The sequence below is a fragment of the Streptomyces sp. NPDC023723 genome, from assembly GCF_040639815.1.
In the GTDB taxonomy this organism is placed as follows: domain Bacteria; phylum Actinomycetota; class Actinomycetes; order Streptomycetales; family Streptomycetaceae; genus Streptomyces.
Genome location: NZ_JBFAAP010000054.1, coordinates 1 through 15,404, shown reverse-complemented (window position 1 = coordinate 15,404; position 15,404 = coordinate 1). Strand labels below are relative to the sequence as shown.

Genomic DNA, 15,404 nt, shown 5'->3' with positions numbered 1-15,404 from the left:
GAAGGGTTTCAGCCTGGAAGGGTTTCAGCCCACCACCCGCCCGTTCAGCACCACCCGCGACGGTGCCCCCAGCACCCGTACGTCCGCCCGCGGGTCGCTCTCGTACACCACCAGGTCGGCCGGGGCGCCCTCCTGGAGGGCGGGGCGGCCGAGCCAGTCCCGGGCCGCCCAGGTGGCCGCCGACAGCGCGGACAGCGGCGGGATGCCGGCCGTGACCAGTTCCGCGACCTCCGCCCCCGCCAGCCCGTGCGGCAGCGTGCCACCCGCGTCGGTGCCGACGAAGACCGGGATACCGGCGTCGTAGGCGCCCCGGACGGTGTCGTAGCGGCGGGCGTGCAGCCGGCGGATGTGGGCGGACCAGCGGGGGAACCTGGCCTCGCCGCCGGCCGCCAGGTCCGGGAAGGTGGCGATGTTGACGAGGGTGGGGACGATCGCGACGCCCCGGGCGGCGAACAGCGGGATCAGGTCGTCCGTGAGGCCGGTGGCGTGTTCGACGCAGTCGATGCCCGCCTCCACCAGGTCGCGCAGCGAGTCCTCGGCGAAGCAGTGCGCGGTGACCCGGGCGCCCAGCCGGTGCGCCTCGGCGATGGCCGCCTCGACCGCGCCGCGCGGCCAGCAGGCGGACAGGTCGCCGAGGTCGCGGTCGATCCAGTCGCCGACCAGCTTGACCCAGCCGTCGCCGCGCCGGGCCTCCTGGGCGACGTAGGCGGGCAGGTCCTCGGGCTCGACCTCCCAGGCGTAGTTCCGGATGTAGCGGCGGGTGCGGGCGATGTGCCGGCCGGCCCGGATGATCTTCGGCAGGTCGGCGCGGTCGTCGGTCCAGCGGGTGTCGGAGGGCGAGCCGGCGTCGCGCAGCAGCAGCGCGCCCGCGTCCCGGTCGGTCAGCGCCTGCTTCTCGGCGGCTTCCGCCGGGATCGCCCCGTGCCGGTCCAGGCCCACGTGGCAGTGGGCGTCGACCAGGCCGGGCAGCGTCCAGCCGGTGACGGTCCGGACGTCCCGGGCGGCGGCCGGACGGTCGTAGCTGATCCGGCCGTCGATCACCCAGAGCTCGTCGCGGACCTCCTCGGGTCCGACGAGCACCCGGCCCGTCACGTGCAGCACCTCGCCATCGCTCATGTCCGGCAGCCTAATCAGACCGTCCGGCCGCGCGGGCGGCCACCGTGGCGGAAGCTGTGATTCCGGGCGTGACCATGTCGCAACGGAGGGACTCCGGCGCGAGTCGGGCGGCGCGCCGCGGTTACTCTCGACCCGTACGCCCGCGTATCTCCGCCCGCGTACGTCCGTCCGTGAGCAGTTCGCCCGTGAGCAGTTCGCCCGTGAGTAGTGCCGTGTGTAGTGAAGAGAGCGCCGCCGTGACCCACCCCTTCCTGGACCTGCCGCCGCTGACCGCCGGCCGTTTCGCCGCGATCGAGGACCGGGTGGCGCGGCTGCTCGGTACCCGGCGGGACGTGGTGATCGCGCAGGGCGAGGCACTGCTGCCGCTGGAGGGGGCGATCCGGGGGACGGCCGGGCCGGACACCGTGGCGCTGAACGTGATCACCGGGCCGTACGGGCAGACCTTCGGGGACTGGCTGCGGGACTGCGGCGCGAGGGTGCACGACCTGGCGGTGCCGTTCCACGCGGCGGTGACGGCCGAGCAGGTGCGGGAGGCGTTCGCCGAGCACCCGGAGATCGGCTTCGTGTCGCTGGTGCACGCCGAGGCGGCGACCGGGAACACCAACCCGGTGGCGGAGATCGGCGCGGTGGTGCGGGAGCACGGCGCGCTGTTCTACCTGGACGCGGTGGCCTCGGTGGGCGCCGAGCCGGTGCTGCCGGACACCTGGGGCGTGGACCTGTGCGTGATCGGGGCGCAGAAGGCGATGGGCGGTCCGGCCGGGGTGTCGGCGGTGTCGGTGAGCGAGCGGGCCTGGGCGCGGATGGCCGCGAACCCGGGGGCGCCGCGCCGGTCGTACCTCTCCCTGCTGGACTGGAAGGAGCGCTGGATCGACGGCGGGCGCCGGGCGCTGCCGCACGCTCCGGCGCAGTTGGAGATGCTCGCCCTGGAGGCGTGTCTGGAGCGGATCGAGGCGGACGGCCTGGCCGCGGTGACGGCGCGGCACGCGGCGGCCGCGGCGGCCACCCGCGCGGGCGTGCTCGCGCTGGGCGGCGGGGCGGCGCCGTATGTGCGCGAGGCGCGGGACGCGGCGCCGGTCGCGACGACGCTGCGGGCGCCGGCCGGGGTGGACGCCTCGGAGCTGGTGGCGCGGGCCCTGGAGCGGGACCCGGCGCTGCCGCTGGCCGCGGGCGGGGGCGCGCTCGCCAAGGAGATGATCCGGGTCAACCACTACGGGCCGCACGCGGCCCCCGGGACCGTGCGCGACTGTCTGGCGGCCCTCGGCGCCGTACTCGCGGACAAGGGTCTGCCGACCGATCCGGAAGGCGCCCAGCGGGCCGCCGAGGACGCCTGGCGAGCGTAACGGGACCTGAATTCCAGGTTTCTTCGAGAATATCAACTGAATCAATTCGGGAATTCTTTTCCGGGCAGCTTCCCATATTCTTCTGCCCGCTTTCCTGAAGGCTAAACACTAAGATTTCGCAGAGGCTTCCGACGGGTTACCCGATTGTGACCCGTTGCACAAGCGGTCCGTTTTGCGCAATAAATTCCGGGCAAACCATCCCAAACCGATGGCCCTTCACGCGGCCACTCGCGCCCGCGTGATAACACACGACATCTCCATTCGTAACCCCATCCGGCGATGCATTTTTCAATTTCGCTGGGTAAGTTCAATTTGCATGACTGCCGCACAAGCAGACCTGGAGATCGACCGACCGAGAGTGGCCGACGGAGCCGCGCTGTGGCGGATAGCGAAGGATTCGAAGGTCCTGGACCTGAACTCCTCCTACGCCTATCTGCTGTGGTGCCGGGACTTCGCCGCGACCTCGGCCGTCGCTCGCGCGGCGAGCGGCGAAGCGGTCGGATTCGTCACCGGCTATGTGCGGCCGGACCGTCCCGGCACCCTGCTGATCTGGCAGGTGGCGGTGGACGAGGCGTACCGCGGCCGCGGACTGGCCGCGACGCTGCTCGACGGTCTGGTCGCGCGCACCGTGACGGAGCAGGCGCTGACCACGCTGGAGACGACCATCAGTCCGGACAACCTCCCCTCCCAACGGCTGTTCACCTCGTTCGCCGAGCGGCACGGCGCCGCGCTGGAGCGCGAGACGCTGTTCGACGCCGGCCTGTTCCCCGACGGACCGCACGAGCCCGAGGTCCTGTACCGCATCGGCCCCCTGTCCGCCCCCCGCTGACACCGGACCCCCCTCACAGACTTCGACTTCCCTCACCTCACCCCTCACCCCTCACCGCATCGAGGAGCGATTCGTCGTGACCATCACCCAGCCCGACCTGAGTGTCTTCGAGACCCTGGAGTCCGAGGTACGCAGCTACTGCCGCGGCTGGCCCACCGTCTTCGACCGCGCGCGCGGCAGCCGCATGTACGACGAGGACGGCCACGAGTACCTCGACTTCTTCGCCGGAGCCGGGTCGCTCAACTACGGGCACAACAACCCCGTGCTGAAACGGGCGCTGATCGACTACCTGGAGCGGGACGGCGTAACGCACGGTCTCGACATGTCGACCACCGCCAAGCGGCGCTTCCTGGAGACCTTCCAGAACCTGGTGCTGCGCCCCCGTGACCTGCCGTACAAGGTCATGTTCCCCGGCCCGACCGGCACCAACGCGGTGGAGTCCGCGCTGAAGCTGGCCCGCAAGGTCAAGGGCCGCGAGTCCATCGTGTCCTTCACCAACGCCTTCCACGGCATGTCGCTGGGCTCGCTCGCGGTGACCGGCAACGCCTTCAAGCGGGCCGGCGCCGGCATCCCGCTGGTGCACGGCACGCCGATGCCGTTCGACAACTACTTCGACGGCGCGGTCGAGGACTTCCTGTGGTTCGAGCGGCTCCTGGAGGACCAGGGCTCCGGCCTGAACAAGCCCGCCGCCGTGATCGTGGAGACCGTGCAGGGCGAGGGCGGCATCAACGTGGCCCGGCCCGAGTGGCTGCGCGCGCTGGCCGAGCTGTGCGAGCGGCAGGACATGCTGCTGATCGTCGACGACATCCAGATGGGCTGCGGCCGTACCGGCGCGTTCTTCTCCTTCGAGGAGGCGGGCATCACCCCGGACATCGTCACCGTGTCCAAGTCCATCAGCGGCTACGGCCTGCCGATGTCGCTGTGCCTGTTCAAGCCGGAACTGGACGTCTGGGAGCCCGGCGAGCACAACGGCACCTTCCGCGGCAACAACCCGGCCTTCGTCACCGCGACCGCCGCCCTGGAGACCTACTGGGCGGACGGCTCCGCGATGGAGAAGCAGACCCGCACCCGCGGCGAGCAGGTCGAGCAGCACCTGATCTCCATCACCGAGGAGAACCTCGCCGACATCAAGGAGTACCGGGGCCGCGGCCTGGTCTGGGGCCTGGAGTTCCACGCCAAGGACCGGGCGGGCCGGGTCGCCAAACGCGCCTTCGAGCACGGACTGCTGATCGAGACGTCCGGCCCGGAGAGCGAGGTCGTCAAGCTGCTCCCCGCGCTCACCCTCACCCCCGACGAGCTGGACGAGGGCATGAAGATCCTCGCCCGCGCCGTCCGCGAGACCGTCTGACGGGCGACCGGCACCGAACGCCGCCCGCCGGGCAGAGCAAGACAAGACACGCACACTCACCGAGGAGGCATCGCCACACCGTGATCGTCCGTTCGTTCGACGAGTACAAGGGCACCGACCGGCACGTCAAGTCCGCGTCCGGCACCTGGGAGAGCACCCGCATCGTCCTCGCGAAGGAGGGCGTCGGCTTCTCCGTGCACGAGACGATCCTCTACGCGGGTACGTCCACCGACATGTGGTACGCGAACCACATCGAGGCTGTCGTCTGCACCAAGGGCGACGCCGAGCTGACCGACCGCGAGACCGGGAAGACGTACCACATCACGCCCGGCACCATGTACCTCCTCAACGGCCATGAGCGGCACACGCTCAAGGTCAAGGAGGACTTCCACTGCATCTGCGTCTTCAACCCGCCCGTGACCGGACGGGAGGACCACGACGAGAACGGCGTATACCCGCTGCTCACCGAGGAGGTGTGAGGCACCGTGACCGCGACCACCACCGCCGCCGCCACTGTCACCGATCTCTACCCGACCCGAGGCGCCACCGAGGTGGCCACTCCCCGGCAGGACCCGGTCGTCTGGGGCGCGCCCGACGCGCCCGGGCCGTTCGGGCCGGGTGACCTCCAGTCCTTCGAGCGCGACGGCTTCTTCGCCATCGACCAGCTCATCGGCACGGACGAGGTCGCCGTCTACCGGGACGAGCTGGACCGCCTGGTGACCAGCCCGGAGATCCGCGCCGACGAACGCTCGATCGTCGAGCCGCAGTCCAAGGAGATCCGGTCCGTCTTCGAGGTGCACAAGATCAGCGAGGTCTTCGCCAAGCTGGTGCGCGACGAGCGGGTGGTCGGCCGGGCCCGGCAGATCCTCGGCTCGGACGTCTACGTCCACCAGTCGCGGATCAACGTCAAGCCGGGCTTCGGCGCCAGCGGCTTCTACTGGCACTCGGACTTCGAGACCTGGCACGCCGAGGACGGTCTGCCCAACATGCGCACGGTGTCGGTCTCGATCGCGCTGACCGAGAACTACGACACCAACGGCGGCCTGATGATCATGCCGGGGTCGCACCGGACGTTCCTCGGGTGCGCGGGCGAGACGCCGAAGGACAACTACAAGAAGTCGCTCCAGATGCAGGACGCGGGCACGCCCTCCGACGCGGGTCTGACCAAGATGGCCTCGGAGTACGGCATCAAGCTGTTCACCGGCAAGGCCGGCTCGGCGACCTGGTTCGACTGCAACTGCATGCACGGTTCCGGGGACAACATCACCCCGTTCCCCCGCTCGAACGTCTTCATCGTGTTCAACAGCGTGGAGAACGCGGCGGTCGATCCGTTCGCGGCGCCGGTACGGCGCCCCGAGTTCATCGGCGCGCGGGACTTCACGCCGGTGAAGTGACCGGGTGACCCCGCCTTCCGGGCCGGTGCCTCCTTCCGTACGGGACGGGGCACCGGCCCGGTCGTGCGGCTACAGGGCGTTCAGCAGCCGGTCGACGTCGGCGTCCGTGTTGTACAGGTGGAAAGCGGTCCGCAGGTGGCCCGCCCGGTCGGAGGCCATGATCCCGGCCCGTTCCAGCTCCTCCTGCCGTCCCCCGAGGCCGGGCACCGAGACGATCGCCGACCCCGGCGCGGCCACCGGCTCGTGGCCCAGCCGCCGTACGCCCGCCCGGAACCGGTCGGCGAGCGCGAGGTCATGGGCGTGCACGGCGGCCACCCCCAGTTCCTCGATCAGCGCGAGGGAGTGCCGGGCGCCGGCGTAGGAGAACAGCGACGGGCTCTCGTCGAACCGCCGCGCGGACCGGGCGAGTTCCGCGACCGGCCCGTACGTGCTGTCCCAGGGGCGCTCCCCCGCCACCCAGCCCGCGAACAGGGGCGTGAGACCGCCGAGGTCCCGCGGTACGACGAGGAACGCGATGCCGCGCGGGCCGAGCAGCCACTTGAAGCCGACGCTGACCACGAAGTCGTGGCCGTCCGCGGCCAACGGCAGCCAGCCCGCGGACTGGGAGGCGTCCACCAGGGTCCGCGACCCGTGCGCCCGGGCGGCCTCGGCCAGCGCGGCCAGGTCGGCTACCCGGCCGTCGGCGGACTGCACGGCGCTGACGGCGACCAGGGCGGTCTCCGGCCCCACCGACTCGGCGAGCCGCTCCAGCGGAACGGTCCGCACCTTCAGGTCGCCGCGCACCTGGAAGGGATTGACCAGGGAGCTGAAGTCGCCCTCGGCGGTGACCACTTCGGCACCCGCGGGCAGGGCGGCCGCGATCAGCCCGCTGTACACGGCGACGGACGCACCGGCCGCGACCCGGTCGGCGCCGACCCCGGCCAGCCGGGCGAAGGCGGTCCGGCACGCCTCCACGTCGGCGAACATGTCGGCCGGCTCCCCGGCCGCCACGGACGCCACCGCGTCCCGCATCGCGACCACACTGCGGGCGGGCAGCAGCCCGGTACTGGCGGTGTTGAGGTAGGTGCTCTTCGGACGGAACTCGGCGCGGACGAGGCTCTCGAAGGTCTCCATGCCCCTTACTGTGCGGCCCCCGGGGGCGCCCCGTCCATCGGGCCCCGGCACCGCGCGGCCGTCGGACGCCGGGGGCGCGGGGCTGTGTTCGGCATGCCGCTCCGCCGCGTGGGCGCGGCAAGCCACGACGGACCGGCAGCCGCACTGCCACCGCACCCCTGCGGCGCGGGCGTATTACCTCTCCAGCCGCCCGTTGAACCGCCGCGGCAGCCCCAGCTCGTTCGCGTCCCGCAACTCCACCGGCAGCAACGCCTCCGGCGTGTTCTGGTACACCACCGGCCGCAGCCACCGCTCGATCGCCGTCCCGCCCACCGACGTGGACGTCGACGTCGTGGCGGGGTACGGCCCCCCGTGATGCTGCGCCGGCGCCACGGCGACCCCCGTCGGCCAGGCATTGACCAGCACCCGTCCGGCCAGCGGCGTCAGCTCCGCCAGGATCTCCGCGCCCCGTCCCTCACCGGCCGCCTCCGCGGCGGACAGGTGCACCGTCGCGGTCAGGTTGCCCGGCAGCCGGGACAGCACGGCCTCGGCCTCGGCCTGGTCCGCGTAGCGCACCACGACGGTGACCGGCCCGAAGCACTCCTCCAGGAGCAGGTCGTACGCGCCCTCCTGGGCCAGCCGGCCGGCCGGCACCGTGAGGAACCCGGGGCTGACGGTGTGCTCGCCGCCCGCGCCCGGCGTCACCGGGGACTCGACGTCCGGCAGTTCGGCGCGCTCGGCGACACCGGCGAGGAAGTTGTCCCGCATCCGGTGGTCGAGCAGCACACCGGCGTCGGTGTCGCTGACCGCCTCGGTGAGCGACTTGACGAGCTGGTCGCCGGCCGCGCCGCTGGGGGCGAGGACCAGGCCGGGCTTGACGCAGAACTGACCGACGCCCATCGTCATCGACCCGGCGAGCCCGGTGCCGATCGCCTCGGGGCGCTCGGCCGCCGCGGCCTCGGTGATCACGACCGGGTTGAGGGAGCCCAGCTCGCCGTGGAAGGGGATCGGCACCGGGCGGGCCGCCGCCGCGTCGAACAGGGCCCGGCCGCCGCGCACCGAGCCGGTGAAGCCGGCCGCCGTGATCAGCGGGTGCCTGATCAGTTCGAGGCCGGCCTCGAACCCGTGCACGAGACCGAGCACGCCCGCCGGGATGTCGTGCCGGGCGGCGGCCCGGCGCAGTACCGAGGCGACCAGTTCGGACAGCGCCGGGTGGTCGGGGTGGGCCTTGACCACCACCGGGCAGCCGGCCGCCAGGGCGCTGGCGGTGTCGCCGCCGGCCACGGAGAAGGCGAAGGGGAAGTTGGAGGCCGAGTAGACGGCGACCACGCCGAGCGGCACCTTGTAGCGGCGCAGGTCCGGGATGGGCGGGGTCGCGGTGTCGTCCGGGTGGTCGATGACGACACCCAGGAACTCGCCCTCGTCGACGATCTTCGCGAAGGCCCGCAGCTGGTAGCAGGTGCGGGCGAGTTCTCCGGTCAGCCGGACCGGGCCGAGCGCCGTCTCGGCGTCGGCGACCTCGACGAGGCTGTCCTTGGCGGCCTGAAGCTCGTCGGCGGCCGTGCGCAGGAAGGCGGCGCGCACGGCGCGGTCGGCGAGCGACTCGCGCGCGGCGTGCGCGGCGCGCACCGCGGCGTCCACCTCCTGGGCCGTCGCCTCCACCGCGACCTGTTCGCGCTGCTTCCCGGTACGGGGGTCGACGCTCCAGACTGGTGCTGCTGCCACCGCGGGTCCCTCCAGATCTAGGGACGTTCGATATACTGAACGCTGTCTCCATGGATGAATACGTCGGGAGACTATTTCCCGTCCGACGAAGGGGTCAAGGCCGATGCCGACAGCCGAGACAGGCGGCGGAGCGCAGGTCAAGTCCGCGGTGCGGACCGTCGAGCTGCTGGAGTACTTCGCCGGACGCCCCGGCATGCACTCGCTCGCCTCGGTCCAGGAGGCCGTCGGCTATCCGAAGTCCAGCCTCTACATGCTGCTGCGCACCCTGGTCGACCTCGGCTGGGTGGAGACGGACGCGACCGGCACCCGGTACGGCATCGGCGTGCGGGCACTCCTGGTCGGCACCTCGTACATCGACGGCGACGAGGTGGTCGCGGCGGCCCGCCCGACCCTGGACCGCCTCTCCGACGACACCACCGAGACCATCCACCTGGCCCGGCTGGACGGCACCAACGTGGTCTACCTGGCCACCCGCCAGTCCCAGCACTACCTGCGCCCCTTCACCCGGGTCGGCCGCCGGCTCCCGGCGCACTCCACCTCGCTCGGCAAGGCGCTGCTGAGCACGTACACCGACGAGCAGGTCCGGGGGCTGCTGCCGCAGACACTGCCGGCGCTGACCGAGCACACGATCACCGACCGGGAGCGGCTGATCGAGGAGCTGCGGCAGATCCGGGAGCAGGGCTTCGCAGTGGACCGCGAGGAGAACACGCTGGGGCTGCGCTGCTTCGGCGTGGCGATCCCGTACCGCACCCCCGCGCGGGACGCGATCAGCTGCTCGGTACCGGTGGCGCGGCTCACCCCGGCGCACGAGCAGCTGGTCAAGGACGCGCTGTTCGACGCCCGTGACCGGCTGACCCTGGCCACCCGGAGGCTCTGAGCGATGCGGGTGGAACCGCGCGAGGTGCACGACAGCGGCCTGCCGGTGTTCTGCCGCCGGTTCCAGGACCCCGAGGCGCTGGCCGAGGTGGCGGAGATCGTCCTGCGGCTGGACGGCCCCGCATGAAAGCCCGATGAGAAAACGGGACGAGTGGGAACGATTCCGCCCGGTCGGTCGTCGTCCTGAGCGGGATGAACAAGACGATCAGGCGCGCCTCGGTCTTCACCCTGCTCCTGGTACTCGCACTGCTGGTGCGGGCCACCTGGGTGCAGTTCTACGACGGCCAGGCGCTCGCGGACGACAAGGACAACCGGCGCAACGCGATCCAGACGTACGCGGGGCCGCTCGGGAACATCATCGTGGCCGGCGAGGCGGTCACCGGATCGGCGCGGACGGAGGGCAGCGACCTCGCGTACAAACGCACGTACACGGACGGCGAGTTGTACGCGGCGGTGACGGGCTACGCCTCACAGGCGTACGCGCCGACACAGCTGGAGGGCATCTACGAGGATCTGCTCAACGGCACCGACCCGCAGCTGAAGACGGTCATGGACACCGTCACCGACCAGCGGGCCGATCCGGGCAACGTGATCACGACGATCGACCCGGACGTGCAGAAGGCCGGGTACGAGGCGCTGGGCGACACCAAGGGCGCCGCGGTGGCGATGGACCCGAAGACCGGCAAGATCCTCGGGGTGGTGTCCACCCCGTCGTACGACCCCACCTCGCTCACCGACGCCAACACGGCCGGTTCCGCCTGGAAGAAATTGAACGCGGACGACGACAAGCCGCTGACCAACCGCGCGCTGCGCCAGCCGCTGCCGCCGGGTTCGACGTTCAAGCTGGTGGTGGCGTCGGCGGCGCTGGAGGACGGCCTGTACTCGTCGGTGGACGAGAAGACCGACAGCCCCGACCCCTACACCCTGCCCGGCACCGTCACCCCCCTCTCCAACGAGAACCCCTCCGCCCCCTGCGAGAACGCGACCATCCGCGTCGCGCTCCAGTACTCCTGCAACAACGTCTTCGGCAAGATGGCCGTCGACCTGGGCCAGGACAAGGTGCGGGCGATGGCGGAGAAGTACGGCTTCAACGACGACGAGCAGGACGTCCCGGTACGGGCGTACACCAGCGTCTACCCGTCCGACATGGACAAGGCGCAGACGGGCCTGTCCGGCATCGGCCAGTTCGACGTGACCGCGACGCCGCTGCAGATGGCGATGGTCTCCGCCGCCATCGCCAACGGCGGTGAGCTGGTCTCCCCGCACATGGTGGCGCAGACCACCGACAGCGGCGGCGACGTCCTGGAGGACTACGACGAGGACGCCTCGACCAAGCGGATCGTCAGCTCCTCCACCGCCGAGCAGCTCCAGTCGGCGATGCAGACGGTGGTCGAGGACGGCACCGGCTCCAACGCGCAGATCGACGGCGCGACGGTGGGCGGCAAGACCGGCACCGCGCAGCACGGCGAGAACAACAGCAAGACGCCGTACGCCTGGTTCACCTCGTACGCCAAGTCCGACTCGACGGGCGATGAGGTCGCCGTCGCGGTGATGGTCGAACAGTCGGACGCGGCCCGCTCGGAGGTCAGCGGCAACGGGCTGGCGGCCCCGGTGGCGAAGGCGATGATGGAGGCGGCGCTGACGGACTAGCCGCGCAGCTTGAGAAGCTGGGCGTCGAGGAAGGCGTCGGGGACATCGGGCGTACCACTGAGGTAGGCAACGGTGTCCCCGGCGCGCAGCACGAAGGCCCGCGTCCCACCGGCGCTCAGCCCGACCGCCTGGTCGACCCCGGCGGGTGCCTCCACGCCCCAGGCGCCGTGGATGATGTGGGCTGCCTTCACCACGGTGATCACCCGCACCAGCGAGTGGGCGACAACGAAGCTGACCTTCGGCTGACGAACGGAGGCCCGTCCTAGTCCTCCACCCGCCACTTCTGGTTGGGCTGGCCGTTGCAGGTCCACAGCAGCAGGTCCGTGCCGTTGCCGGTGCCGTTGTCCTTGGCGTCGACGCACTTGTCGGCCTGCGGGTTGACGAGGTCGCCCGCGGTCGACAGCACGAACTGCTGGGCCGGGTTGCCGCTGCACCGGGCGAGCTGGATGACGGCGCCGTCCTCCTTCGAGCCCCAGGCGACATCCATGCACAGGCCGAGGGAGCGTACGGTGCCGTCGCCCCGGAAGTCCCACTTCTGGTTGCCGGTGCCGCCGCAGTCCCAGAGCTGGAGGGGGGTGCCGTCCTTGCCCTCGGTGAGTTTCTTGGCGCCGGTGACCTCGATACAGCGGTCGGAGCCCTCGCCGATGATCTGGGAGCCGGCGGCCACGGTCTGTGTCTCGGACGGAGTGGGTTCGGCCTTCTGTCCGCCGCCGCCGGTACCGGAGCCGGACCCGGAGTCCGAGCCGTCCGAGTCGCCGCTGTCCTGCTCCTCCTGCGAGGTCTGGGGAGCGGCGACGTCGGGAGCGGCCGGCACCGAGGACGAGACGCCGTCCGGCACGGTCTGCTCCGAAATGGACGGGCTGGGCAGGGTGCCGACGCCCACCTCGTCCAGTTGCTCCGTCGCGAGCGTGGCGACCCTGGGCTGGTAGGCGAACCAGATCATGACGAAGGCGATCGCCAGCGAGAGGGCGATGCCCAGGGTGGCGGCGAGCCAGCGGGGCAGGAAGCCGCGCTGCACGTACATGCCGTCCACGGGCAGGGCTTCGGCGCCGGAGCGCAGCACGTGCAGCGCGTACGGCCGCTGCTGCTTGGAGCCGAACCAGATGATCTGCCGGGGCTTGAGCCGGGCGTCCACGAACGCCGCCCGGCCGGGCTCGATCTGGACGTTCTGCGGGCGCAGTTCGTAGGAGAGCTCGTCACCGTTGTCACTCGCGGACAGCGAGGCCGTCACCTTGGTGTTGCCGAGGTTGTCGACGGCGAGCCGGGGCTTGCCCCGGAAGACACCCTTGACGGTGTGCGGCACCAGTTCGGCGCGGAGTTCGGTGAACGGGGTGACGGTGAGGTTGCCTTCCGTGACCGTCACGGCCTCGGGGTGCTCGGTCGGCACGACCCGCACGGCGTACGGGTTCGGCCCGGCCTGCGCGTCGGGGGTCCGCGGCGGCGCGAAGGCCAGTTCCGCGGTGCCGGTCGTCCCCGGGTAGAGCCGCAGCGTCTGCGGCTCCACCGTCATCCAGGGGGACAGCGGGCCCACCGGTTCGAGGCGGTATTCGTCGACCACGTCGCCGGTGTTCCGCAATCTCAGCCGCACCCGTGCGGTGCCGCCGGGATCCACGGTCGCGGAAGCCGGCTCCAGTGAGGTCCACATGCTCATAACACGAACCCAAGCAGCTGAAAAGTCCTCCGTCAGGAGACGGCGGGGCAGTGCTGTTGCCCGTTCGGACACCGCCCCGCCCCGCCGCTCACTTCACGCCCAGCACCTGCTCCACCGGATCGATCGCGAAGTACACCAGGAACAGTGCCGAGGTGACCCACAGCAGCCAGTGCACCTGCCGGGCCCGGCCCAGCACCGCCATGATCATGACGTAGGCGAGGAAGCCGGCGCCGATGCCGTTGGTGATCGAGTACGTGAACGGCATCACGGCGATGACCAGGAACGCCGGTACGGCGATCTCGTAGCGCTCCCAGTCGATGTGCTTGACCTGGGTCATCATCAGGAAGCCGACGGCCACCAGGGCGGGGGCGGCGGCCTGCATGGGGACGATGGTGAGCAGCGGGGTGAGGAAGAGCGCGAGGGCGAACAGGGCGCCGGTGACCAGGTTGGCGAAGCCGGTGCGGGCGCCCTCGCCGACGCCGGCCGCCGACTCCACGTAGGAGGTCGCGGAGGAGGCCGAGGCGGCGCCGCCGGCCACCGCCGCCGCGCCGTCCACCAGCAGTACCCGGCCCAGGCCCGGCACCTTGCCCTGCGCGTCCAGCAGCCCGGCCTCGGCGCTGACGCCGACCACCGTGCCCATGGTGTCGAAGAAGTCGGACAGGATCAGCGTGAACACCAGCAGGACGACGGTGATGGCGCCGGTCTCGCCGAACGCGCCGAACAGGCTGAAGTCGCCGACCAGGGCGAAGTCGGGGGCGGCCACCAGCCGGTCCGGCCAGGCGGGGGTGGTCAGGCCCCAGGAGGGCACGTCGGCCACCGAGTCGATGACGATCGCCAGCAGGGTCATCGACACGATGCTGATCAGCAGGGCGCCCTTGACCTTGCGGGCCAGCAGGGCGAGCGTGAGCAGCACGCCGAGGCAGAAGACCAGCACCGGCCAGCCGGTCAGTGCGCCGGAGCCGCCGAGCTGGACCGGGACGGTGGTGTTCGCGGCATCCGGGACGCGGCTGACGAACCCGGCGTCCACGAAGCCGATCAGGGCGACGAACAGGCCGATGCCGACGCCGATGGCCTGCTTGAGCGGCTGCGGTATGGCCCGCATGACGGCCTCGCGCAGACCGGTCACCACCAAGGCGCAGATCAGCAGGCCCTCCAGCACGATCAGCCCCATCGCGTCGTCCCAGCTCATCAGCGGGGCGATCTGGAAGGCGACGACCGCGTTGAGGCCGAGTCCGGCGGCGAGGGCGAGCGGCAGGTTGCCGACGACGCCCATGACGATCGTCATCACGGCGGCCACCAGCGCGGTGACGGTGGTGAGCTGGACGGCGTCCAGCCGGTCGCCGTGGATGTCCTGGGCGCCGCCGAGGACGAGCGGGTTCAGGACGAGGATGTAGGCCATCGTGAAGAACGTGGCGAGACCGCCGCGGGTCTCCCGGGCGAAGGTGGATCCCCGTTCGGAGATCCGGAAGAACCGGTCGAGGGTCTGGAGTAGTGGCATCGCGGGTGCTCCCGGTCGCGGTTGGTCGGTCGGGCGGGCGGGCGGTTGGGCGGTCGGATCGTCAAGTGCGCTGATCGACTGGATTGTTGCCGTGGTGAACCTGGTTCGGGTTTTCGCCGTGTTACGGAATTACCGAATCGCGGTTCGGCCCGCCATACGCCGTTCGACGAACCGCACAGACACCCGGCGGACGCTGGTACAGTGCCGCACCCCGTCCCGGCGTACGGCTGTTCGACGCCGGGGAAGCCGCTGCGAGGAGAGACCGCCCGTGGGCACAGTCGTCGACGACGCCGCCTCCGTGGAGTTCCATGACTTCTTCGAGCTTCACTACGCCGAACTGTCCCGGCTGGCCCGGCTGTTGACGGGCGAACCGGACCTCGCCGACGACCTGGCGGCGGACGCGCTGCTGGCGCTGTGGCACCGCTGGGACCGGGTGCGCGCGGCCGACCATCCGGTGGCCTACGCCCGTGGCGTCGTCGCCAACCTGGCCCGGACCCGGGCGCGCAGCGCGGTCCGGGAGCGGCGCCGGGTCGCCCTGTTCTGGTCGCAGCGCGAGGAACGGACCGAGGACCCGGACGTGGCCGACGTGGTGGACGTCCAGGAGGCGCTGCGGAGGCTGCCGTTCCGCAAACGGGCCTGTGTGGTGCTGCGGCACGCCTTCGACCTCTCGGAGAAGGACACCGCGCTCGCGCTGGGCGTCTCGGTGGGTACGGTGAAGAGCCAGACCGCCAAGGCGATGGCCGAACTCCAGCGGTGCCTGGGCACGGAGCGCGCCGCGCCGCGGGTCCGCGCGGCGGCCCGCGCGGCGCGGGTGACCCAGGTGGCGAACGTGGCGCGCGGCACCGGCACGGCCGCGGAAGGGAACCGGTGACCGTGCGGCACGAC

General features: G+C 71.4%; 15 protein-coding genes. 9 read left to right on the top strand and 6 right to left on the bottom strand.

Annotation, left to right across the window (positions count from 1 at the left end; translation table 11 throughout):
- Positions 1 to 24: 24 nt before the first annotated feature.
- Positions 25 to 1,116 carry an amidohydrolase family protein gene (locus tag AB0G32_RS33640; RefSeq protein WP_361172215.1) on the bottom strand — a complete coding sequence of 364 codons (1,092 nt, stop codon included), beginning with the start codon at positions 1,114 to 1,116 and terminating at the stop codon, positions 25 to 27.
- 236 nt (positions 1,117 to 1,352) lie between these two features.
- On the opposite strand from AB0G32_RS33640, the gene AB0G32_RS33635 reads away from it, so the two are divergent.
- The 5 genes from AB0G32_RS33635 to thpD all read left to right on the top strand — a co-directional run bounded on the left by AB0G32_RS33635 (position 1,353) and on the right by thpD (position 6,027).
- Complete coding sequence (locus AB0G32_RS33635) at positions 1,353 to 2,456, top strand: aminotransferase class V-fold PLP-dependent enzyme (RefSeq protein ID WP_361172212.1); 1,104 nt, start codon at positions 1,353 to 1,355, stop codon at positions 2,454 to 2,456.
- A gap of 316 nt (positions 2,457 to 2,772) precedes the next feature.
- Positions 2,773 to 3,285, top strand: coding sequence for a diaminobutyrate acetyltransferase (gene ectA / locus AB0G32_RS33630; RefSeq protein ID WP_361172209.1), 513 nt, complete (start codon positions 2,773 to 2,775; stop codon positions 3,283 to 3,285).
- Between the two features lie 76 nt (positions 3,286 to 3,361).
- Positions 3,362 to 4,633: a diaminobutyrate--2-oxoglutarate transaminase gene (ectB, locus tag AB0G32_RS33625; protein ID WP_361172206.1), complete on the top strand. Its 1,272-nt coding sequence runs from the start codon at positions 3,362 to 3,364 to the stop codon at positions 4,631 to 4,633.
- Positions 4,634 to 4,713: 80 nt separating this feature from the next.
- Positions 4,714 to 5,112 carry an ectoine synthase gene (locus AB0G32_RS33620; RefSeq protein WP_361172203.1) on the top strand — a complete coding sequence of 133 codons (399 nt, stop codon included), beginning with the start codon at positions 4,714 to 4,716 and terminating at the stop codon, positions 5,110 to 5,112.
- A gap of 6 nt (positions 5,113 to 5,118) precedes the next feature.
- Entirely contained in the window at positions 5,119 to 6,027 is a 909-nt protein-coding gene (thpD, locus tag AB0G32_RS33615; protein ID WP_361172200.1) for an ectoine hydroxylase, read from the top strand.
- Positions 6,028 to 6,096: 69 nt separating this feature from the next.
- Here the strand turns inward: thpD and AB0G32_RS33610 are convergent, their stop codons facing one another.
- Both AB0G32_RS33610 and AB0G32_RS33605 read right to left on the bottom strand, forming a co-directional pair.
- Positions 6,097 to 7,140 (bottom strand): aminotransferase class V-fold PLP-dependent enzyme, encoded by a 1,044-nt coding sequence (locus AB0G32_RS33610; protein WP_361172197.1) that lies wholly within the window; start codon positions 7,138 to 7,140, stop codon positions 6,097 to 6,099.
- Between the two features lie 174 nt (positions 7,141 to 7,314).
- Positions 7,315 to 8,844: an aldehyde dehydrogenase (NADP(+)) gene (locus AB0G32_RS33605; protein WP_361172194.1), complete on the bottom strand. Its 1,530-nt coding sequence runs from the start codon at positions 8,842 to 8,844 to the stop codon at positions 7,315 to 7,317.
- 103 nt (positions 8,845 to 8,947) lie between these two features.
- Between AB0G32_RS33605 and AB0G32_RS33600 the strand changes: the two genes are divergently transcribed.
- From AB0G32_RS33600 to AB0G32_RS33590, 3 genes are all read left to right on the top strand, one after another.
- Positions 8,948 to 9,721, top strand: a complete 774-nt coding sequence (locus AB0G32_RS33600; protein WP_361172191.1) for an IclR family transcriptional regulator — start codon at positions 8,948 to 8,950, stop codon at positions 9,719 to 9,721.
- A 3-nt stretch (positions 9,722 to 9,724) separates the two neighbouring features.
- Complete coding sequence (locus AB0G32_RS33595; RefSeq protein ID WP_361172188.1) at positions 9,725 to 9,847, top strand: hypothetical protein; 123 nt, start codon at positions 9,725 to 9,727, stop codon at positions 9,845 to 9,847.
- A 65-nt stretch (positions 9,848 to 9,912) separates the two neighbouring features.
- Entirely contained in the window at positions 9,913 to 11,370 is a 1,458-nt protein-coding gene (locus AB0G32_RS33590; RefSeq protein ID WP_361172185.1) for a penicillin-binding transpeptidase domain-containing protein, read from the top strand.
- On the opposite strand, the gene AB0G32_RS33585 is transcribed toward AB0G32_RS33590, so the two are convergent.
- The 3 genes from AB0G32_RS33585 to AB0G32_RS33575 form a co-directional block, all read right to left on the bottom strand.
- Positions 11,367 to 11,564 (bottom strand): hypothetical protein, encoded by a 198-nt coding sequence (locus AB0G32_RS33585; protein WP_361172182.1) that lies wholly within the window; start codon positions 11,562 to 11,564, stop codon positions 11,367 to 11,369. The two genes, AB0G32_RS33590 and AB0G32_RS33585, sit on opposite strands and share 4 nt — an antisense overlap.
- A 68-nt stretch (positions 11,565 to 11,632) precedes the next feature.
- Complete coding sequence (locus AB0G32_RS33580; RefSeq protein WP_361172179.1) at positions 11,633 to 13,021, bottom strand: ricin-type beta-trefoil lectin domain protein; 1,389 nt, start codon at positions 13,019 to 13,021, stop codon at positions 11,633 to 11,635.
- 88 nt (positions 13,022 to 13,109) lie between these two features.
- Positions 13,110 to 14,519, bottom strand: coding sequence for an NCS2 family permease (locus tag AB0G32_RS33575; protein ID WP_361172176.1), 1,410 nt, complete (start codon positions 14,517 to 14,519; stop codon positions 13,110 to 13,112).
- A 268-nt stretch (positions 14,520 to 14,787) separates the two neighbouring features.
- On the opposite strand from AB0G32_RS33575, the gene AB0G32_RS33570 reads away from it, so the two are divergent.
- Positions 14,788 to 15,390, top strand: coding sequence for a SigE family RNA polymerase sigma factor (locus tag AB0G32_RS33570; RefSeq protein ID WP_361172173.1), 603 nt, complete (start codon positions 14,788 to 14,790; stop codon positions 15,388 to 15,390).
- The last annotated feature ends 14 nt before the right edge of the window (positions 15,391 to 15,404 follow it).

Excerpts from the sequence above, each read along its gene's own strand:
- AB0G32_RS33640 (WP_361172215.1), bottom strand. The coding sequence starts at position 1,116 with ATGAGCGATGGCGAGGTGCTGCACGTGACGGGCCGGGTGCTCGTCGGA.
- ectA (WP_361172209.1), top strand. The coding sequence starts at position 2,773 with ATGACTGCCGCACAAGCAGACCTGGAGATCGACCGACCGAGAGTGGCC.
- AB0G32_RS33610 (WP_361172197.1), bottom strand. The coding sequence starts at position 7,140 with ATGGAGACCTTCGAGAGCCTCGTCCGCGCCGAGTTCCGTCCGAAGAGC.
- AB0G32_RS33600 (WP_361172191.1), top strand. The coding sequence starts at position 8,948 with ATGCCGACAGCCGAGACAGGCGGCGGAGCGCAGGTCAAGTCCGCGGTG.
- AB0G32_RS33595 (WP_361172188.1), top strand. The coding sequence starts at position 9,725 with ATGCGGGTGGAACCGCGCGAGGTGCACGACAGCGGCCTGCCGGTGTTC.
- AB0G32_RS33590 (WP_361172185.1), top strand. The coding sequence starts at position 9,913 with ATGAACAAGACGATCAGGCGCGCCTCGGTCTTCACCCTGCTCCTGGTA.
- AB0G32_RS33580 (WP_361172179.1), bottom strand. The coding sequence starts at position 13,021 with ATGAGCATGTGGACCTCACTGGAGCCGGCTTCCGCGACCGTGGATCCC.
- AB0G32_RS33575 (WP_361172176.1), bottom strand. The coding sequence starts at position 14,519 with ATGCCACTACTCCAGACCCTCGACCGGTTCTTCCGGATCTCCGAACGG.